This window comes from Polynucleobacter necessarius (assembly GCF_900095215.1).
Classification (GTDB): domain Bacteria; phylum Pseudomonadota; class Gammaproteobacteria; order Burkholderiales; family Burkholderiaceae; genus Polynucleobacter; species Polynucleobacter necessarius_H.
Genome location: NZ_LT606949.1, coordinates 790,297 through 806,547, shown reverse-complemented (window position 1 = coordinate 806,547; position 16,251 = coordinate 790,297). Strand labels below are relative to the sequence as shown.

At 45.9% G+C, this 16,251-nt stretch carries 15 protein-coding genes and 5 pseudogenes; 3 read left to right on the top strand and 17 right to left on the bottom strand.

All coding sequences use genetic code 11. The annotated features are described in order from the left end of the window. The first annotated feature begins 1 nt into the window (after position 1). Positions 2-892, top strand: coding sequence for a phosphoserine phosphatase SerB (gene serB / locus DXE35_RS04415; RefSeq protein ID WP_114689690.1), 891 nt, complete (start codon positions 2-4; stop codon positions 890-892). A gap of 29 nt (positions 893-921) precedes the next feature. Here the strand turns inward: serB and DXE35_RS04410 are convergent. The 9 genes and pseudogenes from DXE35_RS04410 to DXE35_RS04380 all read right to left on the bottom strand — a co-directional run bounded on the left by DXE35_RS04410 (position 922) and on the right by DXE35_RS04380 (position 8,394). Next, positions 922-1,953, bottom strand: a pseudogene (locus DXE35_RS04410) (acetyl-CoA C-acyltransferase). Positions 1,954-2,033: 80 nt separating this feature from the next. Then, the gene (gene rimO / locus DXE35_RS04405; RefSeq protein WP_114689689.1) at positions 2,034-3,392 is read right to left on the bottom strand and encodes a 30S ribosomal protein S12 methylthiotransferase RimO; all 1,359 of its coding nucleotides are present in this window, start codon (positions 3,390-3,392) and stop codon (positions 2,034-2,036) included. A gap of 2 nt (positions 3,393-3,394) precedes the next feature. Continuing rightward, positions 3,395-3,955, bottom strand: a complete 561-nt coding sequence (phaR, locus tag DXE35_RS04400; RefSeq protein WP_114689688.1) for a polyhydroxyalkanoate synthesis repressor PhaR — start codon at positions 3,953-3,955, stop codon at positions 3,395-3,397. Positions 3,956-4,071: 116 nt separating this feature from the next. After that, positions 4,072-4,812: pseudogene (gene phbB, locus DXE35_RS04395) on the bottom strand (acetoacetyl-CoA reductase). 25 nt (positions 4,813-4,837) lie between these two features. Further along, positions 4,838-5,095 (bottom strand): hypothetical protein, encoded by a 258-nt coding sequence (locus DXE35_RS10365; RefSeq protein WP_231970006.1) that lies wholly within the window; start codon positions 5,093-5,095, stop codon positions 4,838-4,840. Continuing rightward, positions 5,092-5,835, bottom strand: coding sequence for an alpha/beta fold hydrolase (locus tag DXE35_RS10360; protein ID WP_231970150.1), 744 nt, complete (start codon positions 5,833-5,835; stop codon positions 5,092-5,094). Before DXE35_RS10360 ends, DXE35_RS10365 begins: the two co-directional genes overlap by 4 nt. 57 nt (positions 5,836-5,892) lie before the next feature. After that, a pseudogene (locus DXE35_RS10355) lies at positions 5,893-6,428 on the bottom strand (class I poly(R)-hydroxyalkanoic acid synthase); the annotation flags it as partial. A gap of 167 nt (positions 6,429-6,595) precedes the next feature. Next, positions 6,596-7,306 carry a peptidoglycan editing factor PgeF gene (pgeF, locus tag DXE35_RS04385; RefSeq protein WP_231970005.1) on the bottom strand — a complete coding sequence of 237 codons (711 nt, stop codon included), beginning with the start codon at positions 7,304-7,306 and terminating at the stop codon, positions 6,596-6,598. Between the two features lie 41 nt (positions 7,307-7,347). After that, positions 7,348-8,394, bottom strand: a complete 1,047-nt coding sequence (locus tag DXE35_RS04380) for an RluA family pseudouridine synthase (RefSeq protein ID WP_197713967.1) — start codon at positions 8,392-8,394, stop codon at positions 7,348-7,350. A gap of 20 nt (positions 8,395-8,414) precedes the next feature. On the opposite strand from DXE35_RS04380, the gene DXE35_RS04375 reads away from it, so the two are divergent. Beyond that, the gene (locus DXE35_RS04375; protein ID WP_114689686.1) at positions 8,415-9,302 is read left to right on the top strand and encodes an outer membrane protein assembly factor BamD; all 888 of its coding nucleotides are present in this window, start codon (positions 8,415-8,417) and stop codon (positions 9,300-9,302) included. A 77-nt stretch (positions 9,303-9,379) separates the two neighbouring features. Here DXE35_RS04375 and alr read toward each other — a convergent pair whose 3' ends face one another. Beyond that, positions 9,380-10,474, bottom strand: coding sequence for an alanine racemase (alr, locus tag DXE35_RS04370; protein ID WP_162785016.1), 1,095 nt, complete (start codon positions 10,472-10,474; stop codon positions 9,380-9,382). Between the two features lie 74 nt (positions 10,475-10,548). Here alr and lplT point away from each other — a divergent pair, with 74 nt between their 5' ends. Further along, entirely contained in the window at positions 10,549-11,868 is a 1,320-nt protein-coding gene (lplT, locus tag DXE35_RS04365) for a lysophospholipid transporter LplT (protein WP_114689685.1), read from the top strand. Positions 11,869-11,887: 19 nt separating this feature from the next. Here the strand turns inward: lplT and DXE35_RS04360 are convergent, their stop codons facing one another. The 7 genes and pseudogenes from DXE35_RS04360 to meaB all read right to left on the bottom strand — a co-directional run bounded on the left by DXE35_RS04360 (position 11,888) and on the right by meaB (position 16,241). Then, positions 11,888-12,412 (bottom strand): uracil-DNA glycosylase family protein, encoded by a 525-nt coding sequence (locus DXE35_RS04360; RefSeq protein WP_114689684.1) that lies wholly within the window; start codon positions 12,410-12,412, stop codon positions 11,888-11,890. After that, positions 12,409-12,942 (bottom strand): GNAT family N-acetyltransferase, encoded by a 534-nt coding sequence (locus tag DXE35_RS04355; RefSeq protein WP_114689683.1) that lies wholly within the window; start codon positions 12,940-12,942, stop codon positions 12,409-12,411. Before DXE35_RS04355 ends, DXE35_RS04360 begins: the two co-directional genes overlap by 4 nt. Then, on the bottom strand, positions 12,942-13,646 hold the full coding sequence (tsaB, locus tag DXE35_RS04350; RefSeq protein WP_231970004.1) for a tRNA (adenosine(37)-N6)-threonylcarbamoyltransferase complex dimerization subunit type 1 TsaB: 705 nt from the start codon (positions 13,644-13,646) through the stop codon (positions 12,942-12,944). Before tsaB ends, DXE35_RS04355 begins: the two co-directional genes overlap by 1 nt. Before the next feature lie 33 nt (positions 13,647-13,679). Then, complete coding sequence (locus DXE35_RS04345; protein ID WP_114689681.1) at positions 13,680-14,147, bottom strand: VOC family protein; 468 nt, start codon at positions 14,145-14,147, stop codon at positions 13,680-13,682. Positions 14,148-14,161: 14 nt separating this feature from the next. Beyond that, positions 14,162-14,353, bottom strand: a complete 192-nt coding sequence (locus tag DXE35_RS04340) for a biotin/lipoyl-containing protein (RefSeq protein ID WP_231970003.1) — start codon at positions 14,351-14,353, stop codon at positions 14,162-14,164. 94 nt (positions 14,354-14,447) lie between these two features. Further along, positions 14,448-15,353: pseudogene (locus DXE35_RS04335) on the bottom strand (acyl-CoA carboxylase subunit beta); the annotation flags it as partial. A gap of 10 nt (positions 15,354-15,363) precedes the next feature. Beyond that, positions 15,364-16,241, bottom strand: a pseudogene (gene meaB / locus DXE35_RS04330) (methylmalonyl Co-A mutase-associated GTPase MeaB). Positions 16,242-16,251: the final 10 nt, after the last annotated feature.

Here is a 16,251-nt window from a genome sequence, read left to right as displayed (position 1 = left end):
TATGACCAATCATCAAACCCTTGTGATTCTCTCTAGAGAACCCATTTCTGAGAAGCTAGTTTTTTCCCTAAAAGACCAAGCACTGCAATTTGGCATCACACTCCATTCAACAGGCGGCCAAACAAGTAACGGCCGTTATTATTCTCAACGATTTGAGTCCAGCACTCATATTGAAACCGCGCAACGCGAACAACTGCGTACGCTTGCGGGAAACTTCAACTCTGACCTCTGTTTCATAAAATCTGATCTATTGCCACAAAATATTCGTGTACTGGCAATGGACATGGACTCAACACTCATCAACATTGAGTGTATTGATGAGATTGCAGATTTCACAGGGCAAAAGTCTGCCGTCGCTGAAATTACCGAAGCCACTATGCGCGGTGAGATCAAAGATTTTAAAGAAAGCTTGAGAAGACGTGTTGCCTTACTTGAAGGTGTCCATGCAGATGCGCTTGAATCGGTTTATCGTGAGCGCTTACGCCCTAACCCCGGCGCAGTTCAGCTATTGGCTGGTGCTCAGGAGCGCAGCCTATATACACTTTTGGTATCCGGCGGCTTTACTTTCTTCACTGAAAAATTACGCCAAGAATTGGGTTTTAGACAAACTCAAGCCAATACTCTTGAAATCATTGATGGCAAACTCACCGGCAAAGTGCTGGGCGATATTGTTGATGGCGCTGCAAAAGCAGCTTACCTAGACGCAACCTGCGCAAAGCTTGGCTGCACTAAAGCCAATGCCATTACGATGGGCGATGGCGCCAATGATTTAATCATGATGAATGGCTCAGGCATCAGTGTTGCCTATCAAGCAAAGCCGGTAGTCAAAGAAAAAGCCGACGCGGCTTTTGACCAGGTCGGCTTAGATGCTGCTTTACTGCTAATCCCCTAAGTCTTTCCTAAGGGATCAGCGCAATACGATTAGAGGCGCTCAAAAATGGTCGCAATACCTTGACCACCGCCGATACACATCGTTACCAAAGCGTATTTACCCTGAACGCGTTGGCGTTCATGAATCGCTTTCGTTGCAATTGCAGCGCCAGAACATCCAATTGGATGCCCTAATGCAATTGCGCCACCATTTACATTGGGCTTGGCTGGATCGAGACCAAAGCCTTTAGTAACAGCCAATGCTTGAGCAGCAAAAGCTTCATTCGATTCAATGACATCCATTTGATTTAGCTTGAGGCCGGCACGTTCAAGAGCGAGCTTAGTTGCTGGAATTGGACCTTCGCCCATGATGTGGTTCGGTACACCAGCAACCGCATAAGACACTAAACGGGCGATCGGCTTATGCCCAGCCTTCTTGGCGCTTTCAGCATCAGCCAATACAAAGAATGCAGCGCCATCGTTAATGCCTGAGGCGTTACCAGCAGTAACGGAGCCACCTTCTTTTTTGAACACTGCCTTCATTTTGGCAAGCGTTTCCATCGTAGTGTCAGGCTTGCAATGCTCATCAGTATCAAACACCACATCGCCATTGCGAGTTTTGATAGTGATTGGAACGATTTGAGATTTAAAGCGACCTTCTTTAATAGAATTAGCGGCGCGACGATGGGATTCGACCGCAGGAGCATCTTGCTCTTCGCGAGTAAATTTCCATTTCGCAACGAGGTTTTCCGCTGTGACGCCCATATGACCAACGCCGAATGGATCAGCCAATACAGAAACCATCAAGTCGAGCATTTTGGTGTCGCCCATACGTGCGCCGCTGCGCATTGCTGGTGAACCATACATACCGCGTGACATCACTTCAACACCACCATAGCGACTATCTGTTGGAATGGTATTAACAGTGACTTAATTAATTAACGCTGGATCAACACCAGAGCGTGCAACCGCCTCCTTCATTACAAGGCCGCCGAGCTCAGAAGGCTCAAATCTGCTCAGGGAACCATGAAAGGCGCCAATTGCGGAACGAACTGCACTTAAGACAACGACATCACGACTCATATCAATCCTCTTTGCTAGGCCTAGTTATTAGGCTAACTTTGTACTAAAAAGTAATCCAATGATCAGTTTTATTCGATTCGTCAAGTTTCTGCTATTAGGTCATGCCATTTGGAGCTAATCACCGTTGCCTTGATGATTTCCCCGACGCGATAACGCTTGGAGGGTTTGCTGGGAGGCAAAACCCTCGCCAGACCATCAATTTCAGGGGCATCACCAATTGTTCTGCCAATTCCCCCTGATTCATCGACTCGATCAATGATGATTTGGACGCGTTTGCCTATTTTTTTGGCAATTCGTTTAATCGAGATTTCTTCGGCTTTTGCCATAAATCGAGCGCGTCGATCCTCCAGAACATCATCCGGAATTGGGTTATCCAACTGATTGGCAGTAGCACCTTCAACAGGAGAATAGGCGAAACAACCAGCTCGATCAATTTGCGCCTCGTCTAGGAAATTAAGCAAGTATTCGAACTCTTCTTCAGTTTCGCCTGGGAAGCCCGCAATAAAGGTGCTGCGAATAACCAATTCAGGGCACGCCTCTCTCCAGGCTAATATTCGCTCAAGATTCTTCTCGCCACTAGCGGGACGCTTCATTCGTTTTAGAACATCAGGATGAGCATGCTGCAATGGAATATCCAAATAAGGCAAAACGCCATAACCATGCTCAGAGAATTCCGCCATCAACGGCAAAACATCATCAACGTGTGGATATGGGTAAACATAATGCAACCTAACCCATGCTTGATGCTCTCGAGCAATTTGATTTAAGGCGTGCACCAAATCAAAAATCTTGGTTTTAATTGGCTTGCCATCCCAAAATCCAGTGCGATATTGAATGTCTACGCCGTAGGCGCTGGTGTCTTGCGATACCACGAGCAACTCTTTGACGCCTGATTCAAATAAACGCTTAGCCTCAAGCAAAACTTCGCAAATAGGTCTTGAAACTAAATCGCCGCGCAGATTGGGAATGATGCAAAAAGTACAACGATGATTGCAGCCCTCACTAATTTTGAGGTATGCGTAATGCTTCGGAGTTAATTTGACGCCAGCCGGAGGCAGCAAATCGGTAAAAGGATCATGTGGCTTAGGTAGATGCAAATGAATTGCTTGCATCACCTCATCGGTAGCGTGAGGCCCCGTAACAGCAAGGACTTTAGGATGAATGCTCTGAATCAAATCAGAGCCGTCAGCATTTTTTCTAGCGCCTAGACAACCAGTCACAATGACCTGGCCATTTTCAGCTAGCGCCTCACCGATTGCGGAAAGGCTTTCCTCAACAGCGGAGTCAATAAAACCACATGTATTCACTACAACAAGATCGGCGCCAGAATAATCGTTGGCAGTTTCATACCCTTCGGCACTGAGTTGCGTGAGAATTAGCTCAGAATCTACTAGCGCCTTAGGGCATCCTAAGGATACAAATCCAATTTTTCCAGCCACAACTATTCTTTTTCGGTCTTAGTAGGCTGAGGCGTAAATGGGAAATTTCCAAAAATGTTTTGTGAACCCTGCAGTTGCTCCTGCATTTTGATGAAGAGGTCCTTGCTTTGCTCCATGTAGTTACCCATCAAACCTTGCATGATGGGGTTCTGCAAATTCATCATTTGCGACCAGGCTTCAGGAGTGCTGCCGGCGCCCAAACCTTTAGTTTGATCTCCCAGCTTGTTATGAATATCCACAAATGATTGCATGGTCTTTTCAAGGTAGTTACCCATCAAACCTTGCATGGAGTTTCCATAAAAACGAATAATGTGAGAAAGCATTTGCGAAGAAAATACTGGCGCACCACCAGCCTCTTCTTCAAGAATAATTTGCAACAAAATATTACGTGTTAAATCCTCATCCGTTTTAGCATCAACCACTTTGAATACTTCATTCGCCATGACGAGATTTTTAATATCAGACAACGTGACATAAGTGCTTGTCTGTGTATCGTATAGACGACGATTTGGATACTTCTTGATGAGCCGATCTTCACCTGCTCGTTTAGTACGGGTAACCATTTTTTCCTTACTCTTTACTGCAACGCAACATCAACGTAGTTTATCTCTAGTTTGATCTAAAGGTAAATACGCTGTGTTGCGCACTGCAAATGCAGCTAAATTGCTGCATTGCAATATTAACCAGTATGGATGCCGCCATTCAATGAGAAATCCGCACCCGTAGCGTAGCCACCATCATCAGACGCTATCCAACAACAAATAGAAGCAATCTCTTCTGGGGTGTCTAAACGTTTAACCGGAATGCCTGCAACAATCTTTTCGAGAACATCCTCGCGAATCGCTTTCACCATGTTAGTACCGATATAGCCCGGAGAGACCGTATTTACCGTTACACCCTTGGTTGCCACCTCTTGAGCCAAAGCCATTGTGAAACCGTGCAAACCAGCTTTAGTAGTCGAGTAGTTGCCCTGACCAAATTGACCCTTTTGTCAGTTGACTGATGAAATATTGATGATGCGACCCCAATTATTACCAACCATGACATCAATAACTTGCTTTGTTACATTGAATAAAGAATTGAGATTGGTATCAATAACCGCTTTCCAAGCATCTGGAGTCATTTTGCGGAAAACACTGTCCCGTGTAATGCCAGCGTTATTCACCAACACACCCACACGACCGACCTCAGCTTTCACTTTATCAAAGGCGGCAACCGTACGATCCCAATCGGAAACGTTGCCTTCGGAAGCGATAAAGTCATATACCAACGCTTTTTGCTCAGCAATCCAGCGATCTTTACGTGGTGAATTTGGACCGCAGCCAGCAATCACCTTAAAACCATCTTTAGCAAGACGTTGACAGATGGCGGTACCAATACCACCCATACCCCCAGTTACATATGCGACTTTTTGAGACATTACTTTCCCATTTTAAAAACGTTCGTTAATTATTTATTGAGCTCAGGTGTTGCTTTTTCTTTGACATACACGCCGGGAGCAGCTTCCATTTTTTTTTGTACTTGGAATTTCCAAAGGTGATTCTTGCCGCCTTTTTCTCGCCACCAAATTGTTCTAGCCACTTGGTGTAATCAGGCCACCAACTTCCCGGAATTTGCTTTGCACCCTCCAACCATTCCTCTGCCGTTGGAGCAATCTTGTTATTTTCAAAGTAGTAGTGTTTGTTTTTTGCTGGTGGATTCATAACTCCTGCAATGTGGCCAGACGCACCCAACACAAAACGGTTCTTGCTTTGAAGAATATGCGTTGACTCATAGGCGGATTGCCAAGGAACGATGTGATCCTTTTGTGAAGCATACAGTAAGCTGGGCACTTAATTTTGCCAAGATCGATCTTCTCGCCGCAAATTTTGACTTTACCCGACTTAACCAAATCATTTTGCAAATAGGTATGGCGCAAGTACCAACAATACATCGCGCCAGGGAGATTAGTGGAATCACCGTTCCAATACAGCAAATCAAATGGAGGCGGTGAATTACCTTTGAGATAGTTCTCGACCACGTAATTCCAGACAAGGTCATTGGGTCGCAGGAAAGAAAAAGTATTTCCCAAATCCAAGCCAGACATCATGCCGTACTTACCACCCTTGCCGCCAATGGTGTTCTCCCGCATTTCAACCATGCCTTCATCTATGAAGACATCAAGAATGCTAGTATTGGTGAAGTCTAATAACGTGGTGAATAAGGTCAGACTTGCGGCTGGATGCTTATCTCTTGTCGCCAATACAGCTAACGCGGAGGTTGTTAATGTGCCGCCCACGCAAAATCCCAAAATATTAATTTGCTTAGTGTCACCGATATCCTTAACCACTTCTATCGCTTTAATGACACCATTACCAACATAATCATCCCAGCTGACTTGCGCCATAGAAGCGTCGGGATTTTTCCAATATACCAAGAAAACGGTATGACCTTGGCTCACCATATGGCGCACTACAGAATTGTCTGGCTGCAAATCCAAAATGTAATATTTATTGATGCAAGGCGGCACCCTTAAATAAGGACGCTCAAATACTTGCTCTGTTAGTGGCGTGTACTGAATTAACTCAAAGAGCTCATTGCGCAATACCACATGACCTTCCGTGGTTGCAATATTTTTTCCCACCTCCAAGGTGGATTCATCTGGTTGCGAGACCTTGCTTTTTTCATATCACCCAGTAAGTTCACAATCCCTTTTTGAATGGATTGGCCTTGAGTGCTAATAATGCTTTCCACAACCTCTGGATTGGTCGCGATGCAATTAGATGGCGATAGCGCGTCAATTATCTGCTCAGTTGTAAACAGAATTTTCTGCTTATACCTTTCATCTGTTTCAACAGCCTTAGCCAAAGCCATTAAATGCTTGGAATTTAGCAAGTAGGTTGCAGCAATGACTTTGCTCCATGAAGAGTGCCAAGCCTTTCCAGAAAAGCGACGATCTTTAACCTCAATCGCCTCTGGATTGGTCGCGAGGTGGGCTAGTTCCGTGAAATATTCTTTTTGAATTTCAGATAAACGCTCTGGCGGAATTAACGCCATGTGATGCGGCGCCAAGGATGGCGTTGCACCGGTATTCATGTCTGCAAACATAAGACTCCCTTCATTTAGTTAGAGACATTCTCCGCCCTTAAGCACTATAGAGTTATACGCAATAACCCTAGACTTAAGGGCAATCTAGTGATTACCCTCATATTTTTATACGTCTACTATTTTGAAATCCAGATAGCCGAACCGAATCTTCCGGTTTCCCCATCGCGACGATAAGAAAAAAATTGTCCTTGATCTCTCACGGTGCAATATTCACCGCCAAATATTAAGTGTAGTCCGCAAGCCTGAAGACGCCCTTTTGCCAACTGATATATATCAGCCATAAATTTTTTAGGCTTGTGTTGTATCGGCTTAAATGCATCTGGCGAATAAGGTAAGTCCGCCTCTTTCAAAGCACAAACGACATTTTCACAAACTTCAAATGAGTGAGGCCCAATTGCGGGACCAAACCAAGACATCAATTCCGCCGGGGAGGTTTCGTTAGAAATGGCGAGCATTTCAGCAATGGCGTTCTCCAAAACTCCGGAGCAAAGCCCCCTCCAGCCAGCATGGGCCGCGCCAACAACAGTCCCTTGTGTATTGGTGAATAGCACAGGCAAACAATCAGCCGTCATGATGACCAATACCTCCCCAGGAATATTGCTTACCGAGGCATCCGCCTCAATATGAACATTCCGCGTGAATCTGCGACTTTCTGGTGTACTCACTATAGTGCTGTGTGTTTGCTTTAACCATAAAGGTTCCGCTGGCAAAGCCTTTGTGAAGATGGCTCTGTTGACCAATACATCTTCAATTTGATCTCCCACATGATCCCCTAAATTCAGGGAATCAAATGGCGCTTTACTCACACCATTTGCGCGCGTACTCACTAATGAGCCTATGGATGGCGGGCATGGCCAATTTGGTCTAATCAAGTGCATGTCTGCGATTCATTTTGCATAGAAGCTAGAACCGTCGCCTCATTAGGAAGCACTTCTTCACTCATTCCTAGTTGGGGCAATAAATCCAATATATCCTGCGGGGGAACGCGAAACCAAGTCATGAGCCCGTTCTTGCTTGGGTGTTGAAGGCTTAACGCATAGGCATGCAAAGCTTGACGATGAAATTCCAAGTTTTTGGCAGCGCCAGGTGTTTTCTTGCGATACACCGGATCTCCAATCAAGGGAAAGCCAAGGGATTCCAAATGCACTCGAATTTGATGCGTGCGCCCCGTTTCCAGGCGGCACTCAAGAAGTGCAACAGGAGATGCGCCAATCAGACCTCTAGTCAACCGCCTAAATAAAGTAGCAGCAGGCTTGCCTTGAGGGCTGCCTGCAGTCATTTTTAGGCGGTCACGCTGATCTCGACCAACAGAAGCCAAAACTTTGCCCTGACTTGGTGCATCACCCCAAACAAAAGCCAAATAGCGACGACCTACGGTTCTGTCTTGAAGCTGGCGCACTAACAAGGTTTGCGCGTGAGATGTTCTAGCCACCACCATCAACCCCGAAGTGTCCTTATCTAGACGATGCACAATTCCGGCTCTCGGAAGCATTTTGAGCTCAGGAAAGCGAAATAAGAGCCCATTTAATAAGGTTCCAGACCAGTTGCCTGCCGCCGGATGAACCACCAAGCCCGGTGGTTTATTAATAACGATCAAATCGGCATCCTCATAAACCACATCCAATGGAATATCTTCAGAACTAAAAGCAAATTGTTCGGGCATTGCCTGAGGAAATACCTTAATGTTTTCCCCTCCGCGCAGCAAATAACGGGCTTTTGTGACTTTTCCATCAACTATTACAGCCCCAGCTTCAACCCACGCCTTAAGACGATTACGCGAATAATCTGGCAAAGAGCCCGCTAGCACCTTGTCCAAGCGTTCGTCAGCCATCTCCAAGGGGATATCCAGGGAGATGAAATCCTCATCATCGATATAATCAATGGGATTCGATTCAGGAGTTTGCGGCAATGCCACGCTTAGAGAGCCTTTCAGTTATGTCCGACGTAATATCAGACGCCAGTTTAAGGCTTGCTGGGAATTCTTCCACAAAAAAAAAGACTCGTTTTTTGAATGGCACACAATTTGCCTTGCTTTTGGCAATAATCATTGCATTAATGCTCTTAGGTGGATGCGCTGGTAGTGACGGCACCAAAGACGACACTGACATTTTGTCTGAAGTAAAACTCTACTCAGAGGCCACCGACAAACTGAATGATGCCGACTTTGCTAAGTGCGGTAAATATTTTGAAAAGTTAGAGGCGCGCTTTCCATTTAGCCCCTATTCTCAACAGGCGCAAATTAATTCAGCCTATTGCTATTGGAAAGCCCAGGAACAAACTCAAGCATTGGTAGCAATTGATCGCTTCATTAAATTACACCAAGGTAGTCCAAGCTTGGACTATGCCTATTACTTAAAGGGCCTCATTACGTTCAATGATGACTTGGGTTGGTTGGGTAAATTTACCGGTCAAGATTTAAGTGAGCGCGATCCCAAAGCGGCTAAAGAAGCCTTTGAATCTTTCAAGGTAGTTGTTGAGCGATTCCCTAATAGCAAGTATGCGTCAGACTCCTTAGACCGTATGCGCTATATCGTCAATTCGCTTGCAGAAGCGGATGTCATCGTAGCGCGCTTTTACTATCAACGCGGCGCCTATTTAGCCGCAGCAAACCGCGCGCAACTAGTTATTCGCGACTATGATCGTGCTCCCGCTGTTGAGGAAGCACTCTATATCCTAACTAAGTCATATGAAAAGTTAGACATGGTTCAGTTAAGCAATGATTCTGCGCGCGTATTTAAATTGAACTTTCCGGATAGCGAGATGATGGTTACTGGTCAACGCGTTAAAAAAGAACGTCGCTGGTGGCAGTTCTGGAATAAATAAACTGATGTACATTTAATAAACAATCCTCCAGAGCGGAGGATTTTTTACTTGCAGCTCTTTGCTGCTCTTGTCAGCTATCAATTACTTAATAGCAACAGGTACTCGTGGCGTATAGCACATAGCAATTCATAGCCAATCGTATCGCTCATCATTGCCACATCATCAACCGGCACTTTGTCACCCCATAGTTGCACAGAAGTACCTACGCCCGCCTCCGGCGCATTGCGCAAATCGATCGCCAACATATTCATAGAAACTCTACCTACCAGCGGGCAGATAACACCTTGTTTGTTGTTGGCCACCCAGACAGGAGTGCCGTCCTTGGCATGACGCGGATATCCATCGGCATAACCACAGGCGACGATCCCTACTCGCATAGGCCCTGTCGCTTCAAAACGCCCTCCGTAACCAATGCGATCACCCTTTTCAAGCTCCTGAACATCAATAACTTCGCTTTCGAGCTGCATTACCGCCTGAAGATTGGCATGCTGGATATCGGCATAAAGACCGGTTGGAGAGGCGCCATACAGCATAATTCCTGGGCGCACCCAATCACCCAATGCATTTCGATGCCACATAATGGCCGCCGAGTTTGCCAATGAAGTGACGCCCTCTAAACCGACTATTGTTTTGTTAAATAATTCTTGTTGACTAGCAACCGATGGCAATCGATCGACTTGATCGGCGTTTGAAAAATGGGTCATGTGATGCATGTGATAACCAGCAGCATGAAGGCGATGAAATGCAGTGCGATATGCCTCGGGTTTAAACCCAAGACGATTCATCCCGGTGTTCATCTTTAAAAAGACATTAAAAGGTTGATGGTATTTCCATTTAAAACCCTCCAACCAGTCCACCTGAGCATCGCAATGGACCACTAAATCGCAAGCAAATTCTGCCGCCCGGCTTAATTCATTTTCATGAAAAAAACCCTCCAAGAGCAAAATTCGACCTTTCCATCCATGCTCACGCAACCATGCTGCATCCTCTATATCCAATAAAGCAAAACCATCGGTGGATGCCAAACCCTTAAGGGCGGCCTCAAAGCCATGCCCATAGGCACGGGCCTTGATCACAGACCAGATTTTGGATTTGGGTGCCATCTCCCGGACTCGACCTAAATTATGCTGAAAGGCGGCCGTATGAATGGATGCCAAAATTGGCCTATTAATCAGACCCTTAGCTGAATCACCCATAATCACTTCTCCTTTCATGTTTTAATTGTAGTAATGACTAGATTGTACGAATGAACCGTAGCTTTTACATCATTATGGCGGCGCAATTTTTTTCCTCGCTTGCTGATAATGCTCTCCTAATCGCGGCAATAGCCCTTCTGGCCCAGCTTCATGCTCCGGCCTGGATGACTCCTTTGCTCAAATTATTCTTTGTACTTTCCTATGTACTGCTGGCCGCCTTTGTTGGCGCCTTTGCTGATTCCAGGCCTAAAGGCAATGTCATGTTCATCACGAACACGATTAAGTTCATAGGCTGCGTGGCAATGCTATTTGGCGGTCACCCATTAATGTCTTATGCCATTGTTGGCCTAGGCGCCGCCGCTTATTCACCGGCAAAGTACGGCATTTTGACCGAACTACTCCCCCCCGAAAAACTTGTTGCAGCCAACGGCTGGGTTGAAGGCCTAACGGTTTGCTCCATCATTCTAGGCACTGTATTGGGGGGCGTCCTTATCAGCAGCACCGTTTCTCAAAGTTTATTGGCGTTAGATCTCCCGACATTTGATATCGGCATCGACACGCCTGCGGAATCAGCCATTCTGATTATCATGATGATCTATGTAGTTGCCGCACTCATTAACTTAAAGATCCCTGATACAGGCGCTCGTTATGTTTCCCAAACAACCAATCCCATCGAGCTGGTAAAAGACTTTGTTATTTGCTTTAAAGCGCTTTGGAATGATCGCCTAGGTCAAATTTCCCTGGCGGTTACCACTTTGTTCTGGGGTGCTGGTATCACACTGCAATTCATTGTGATTAAGTGGGCACAAATTGCGCTGCACATGAATCTATCCCAAGGGGCGATTCTGCAAGCCATTTCAGCGGTGGGCGTTGCTGGCGGCGCAGTCTATGCCGCTTGGCGCATCCCTCTGCGCAAATCCTTGAATGTCTTGCCATACGGCATTGCTATGGGCCTGATAGTTTGTGTCATGGCTATATACAACTCCGATCTACTACCAAATACCAGTATTTTGACCATTGGCAAACTACAAGTTTCGCTGAACCTACCGCCCGCATATTGCTTATTAATTTTGGTTGGTTGGCTAGCTGGCTATTTTGTAGTGCCCATGAACGCGCTCTTACAACACCGAGGCCATGTTCTGATGTCTGCTGGTCACTCGATTGCGGTACAAAACTTTAATGAAAACATTTCTGTTTTGATGATGCTGTTAATCTATTCACTGCTAATTTGGCTAGATGTTCCTATTCAAGCGGTGATCATTGGATTTGGCGTGACTGTAAGTCTAATTATGTGGCTCGTTATTAAGCGTCACGCCAGAAATCAGGCGGAATATGACTCTATGCATTTGATAGGCGAACACAAGCACTAAACTAGCTCGCCCAATTGCTTTAGATGTTTTGCAACACCGATCGCGCCATTAATAAATCCTGCCAGAGTAAAGCCTTCTCTTTTGGCTTCGTCAGCACATGATTTAACTCAAAAGAGGCAATCACTGGGATTTCCTCCTCGTTACCCGCATTTAATGCGAGTACTGTTTCTCGCAATTGTGCCAACGGATCTCTTTCACCGGTAATTTTCTGCGCTACCGACACACCAAATGCAAAGGCAACAATAGGTGTTTCAGGGCTCGAAAGCTGCCCCAAATTATCTGAGACATTTTTCCAAGACCATTCATTCTTAGACAGTCCGAGCACTCGAATGAGATTTTGAAATAAGATTTTGGCATCACCTTGTGGTTCGCTACCAAAAAACCACCATATTCCACGGGCTACTTTTTGCGAAGACTGCTCCTTTTGAGAGGTTCCCTGCGGGCTCATCGTAGCAGTTACCTCATGGGTAGGCTGAATTGCATCACGAGAAGTCCACTCGGTAATGCCCATTTCTTTTAAGAAGGTGGAATGCGTATTGGTCATGGCTCTAGCTTAATCGATTTAGCCAATACCAGCGCATCTTCACGACTTCCCGTCTCAGGACTCGCCGGATAGTAATTCTTGCGTACGCCAATTTGCTCATATCCCAACTTCTGATAAAGCGCTAAAGCCGCGGTATTCGTTGGCCTAACTTCCAAGATAATGCGTGGCATTTTTTGCTGGAAAGCTACACCTTCAATCGCCAACATCATTTTTTTTCCAAGCCCAAGCTGACGTAAGTAAGGTGAAACTGTAATATTCAAAAGATGTAACTCATCTAACGCTGGGAATAAGATGCAGTAAGCCCAAAGCACAGCCGGATCAAGATAGATGCCCTGCACCCCTTGCTCTACTTGGGGTCGAATGCAATAAGCCCAATGTCCCGCAGCTAGCGAATCGGAGAAGTTGCCTTTAGTCCAGGGATGAACATGTGAGACAGATTCAATTGCGAGCACTTCATCCAGGTCTACAACTTGCATTGGCATAAACGAAAGCTCATCCACCTCATTAACCGATAATGAATTAGTGGGCATTATTTTTTAGCTTCTTCACGTTCCGCAGTGGTAAAGGCCACTTTATCCCTTACATACAAGGGCTCGAGCTCCCGTACATCGCATTGCAAACCTTTCTGCATGAAATTCTGAGCACATTTCAAAATCCCCAATGCCGATATCGAAATTTCTGACTCAAGTGCACCAGTAAAGTCAGGTAAATGTTGGCCATAGGCACTCATTGCGCTACCCGCAAGAAGTTGTATGCCATCAAAATTTAACTGCTCCGGCTTTGTCAGATGAATCTTGCCTATACGCTTTGGCATTGGATATTCCGACATTTCATAGGAAGCCCAATAAACCTCCTCCATCCGCGCATCAATAGCTACCATGAATCGCTGTAGATTGAGATTGCGAAATGTGTCGGCTGATGTTAGTTGGGCGGCTATCGCATCCAAACTACACACTGGAATTACGGGTATGTTTTTAGAAATTGCTAATCCTTGCGCTACCGCAACACCCAATCTCACCCCAGTAAATGCACCTGGCCCAATCCCAATGGCGATTACATCTAGATCTTTTAAATTCAGATGAGCCTCACTTAAAAGCGACGCAATCCGAGGCAGCAGCAATTGGATAGCACCAGCTGAGACAGCCTCATGCTTTAGCAGCGGCGCCTGATCACCTAAAGATAAAGCCACCGAGCACCAGGCTGATGAGGTGTCTATGGCTAATATATTTGCCAATTTGAGCCCTATTTGTCTTAGTAATAGCCCAAATTATGAACTCAATCCAGCGATAACTTCTGGGGGAGCCTGAACGAGCTCTATGAGGACACCTTCACCACTAATTGGAAATTCATCATTTCCATTAGGATGGACAAAAGTAATGTCGTAGCCTGCCGCGCCTTTACGAATGCCGCCAGGGGCAAAACGCAAACCATTGTCCGAAAGCCATTCAACCGCCTTAGGCAAATCATCCACCCATAGGCCTATGTGGTTTAAAGGTATTTGGTGAACCGCCGGTTTCTTTGCGATATCAAATGGTTGCATGAGATCAACTTCAATCTCATGTGCACCAGAACCGATTGCGCAGATATCTTCATCTACGTTTTCACGCTCAGAAACAAAAGTGCTCTTGTACTCAAAACCCAACATATCAACCCATAATTTCTTAAGTCGATCTTTGTTTTTGCCACCAATGGCAATTTGCTGAATACCTAAAATCTTAAATGGCTTAGCGCTCATAGACATTAACCCTTTTACTCAAAACGAATAATCAGTTGCTCAACCGCCAAGCTATCACCCTCTTTGGCACAAATTTCAGCAACTACACCATCTTGCATTGCGGATAAAGTGTTCTCCATCTTCATTGCCGCAATGGACGCCAACTTCTGTCCAGCAGTCACAGCCTCACCCACCTTAACGGCAATCTTCGTTAAAAGACCAGGCATTGGCGACACGACCAATTTGGAGGTATCTGGTGTTAGTTTGACAGACATACGACGTTGTAGTTCCGCGCCTAGCGGACTCAAAACCATACATTCGATCAGGCTGTAACTCAAAGCATTCGCGATCGTCGACAATTTTTTCAATCAACTCTTTCATGTTATAAGGTTGATTGGGGTTAGATGGCGCTAATGTATCCAATGAGAAATCAGGCTCTTCCGTGCGATTGGCACCTTTAATCAAGGGTGGTTTTTCACGATTGGAGAGTGGCAAGTAATTAAAGAAACGACGCAACATCATGATCGCATCAACATCATTGTCAAATGCCAAATCACAAACACCAGACACTGTTGAATGGGTAACTGCACCACCCAACTCTTCAGCGGTCACATCTTCATGAGTAACGGTTTTCACCACTTCTGGGCCTGTTACAAACATGTAAGAGCTGTCTTTCACCATGAAAATAAAGTCTGTCAGGGCTGGCGAGTAAACCGCGCCGCCAGCTGATGGACCCATGAGCAAAGAAATTTGTGGAATGACGCCAGAAGCAGTCACGTTACGCTGGAAAATTTCCGCATAGCCACCAAGCGAAGCAACACCTGCTTGAATGCTGGCACCACCTGAGTCATTTAATCCAATAACTGGAGCACCTACTTTGAGGGCTTGATCCATGATTTTGCAAATCTTTTCACCATGCGCTTCAGATAAGGAGCCGCCCAATACGGTGAAGTCTTGTGAGAATACAAAAACGAGTCGTCCGTTAATCATTCCATAACCAGTGACAACCCCATCGCCGGGAACAGTTTGATCGCCCATGCCAAAGTCATGACAACGATGCTCAACGAACATATCCCATTCTTCGAATGTGCCAGCATCAAGCAAGAGTTCAATACGCTCACGGGCAGTTAATTTGCCCTTTGCGTGTTGAGCTTGAATACGCTTTTGTCCACCACCCAATCGGGCCAACTCACGCTTGGCTTCAAGCTGTTGAATGATTTCCTTCATTTCCTGCTCTTTAGAAAAATTCATGTCCCATGGACTCCAATACGCGCCTTTCGGCTACTGAAGCTGCGATAGTTCCTTGGTTTACTTGCGGGCTCAAACTGGGTAAGAGCGCTTGCACTGCCACATTGCCACGAAATGCGTTTTTTAACACTGCATCGATGCGATAAAACTCTTTATCATGCGACGCATGATCAGATTACCCTGAAAACCCAAAAGACGTAGCGAGCTGGTAATAAACAACTGGGCACGCATTGCGGCGTCTGGATCGATATCCACTTTATTAATCACGATCAGATCGGCAATTTCCATCACGCCTTTTTTGATTGCCTGCAAATCATCGCCAGCATTAGGTAGCTGCAATCACAAGAACATATCCGTCATACCAGCAACCGCGATTTCACGTTGCCCTACGCCCACTGTGTCTACGATGATCGCATCGAATCCTGCGGCTTCAGCAACCAACATGGCTTCGCGCGTCTTCTCGGCCACTCCGCTCACGGTGCATGAAGATGGGCTTAGGCGCATAAAGGCGTTTTCAAGTACAGATAAGCGCTCCATGCGCGTCTTATCACCCAAACTGGAGCCACCAGATAAGCTTGAAGAAGGATCAATTGCTAGCACAGCAACGCGATGCCCTTTTTCGATTAGGTAAAGACCAAAAGACTCGATTAAGGTCGAGTTACCAACCCCTGGAATACCAGCAATACCCAGGCGGAATGATTTGCCGGTTTTTGGCAATAGAGAATTAAGCACGTCATCAGCGCGATGACGATGATCCAAGCGGGTTGATTCAAGCAAGGTAATAATCTTCGCCAGTGCGCGGCGCTGTTTAAGCGATGGCGCACCAGTAAGATCATTCACAAGAGCCTGGTCAGCAGCTTCGATCATGCCTATGATC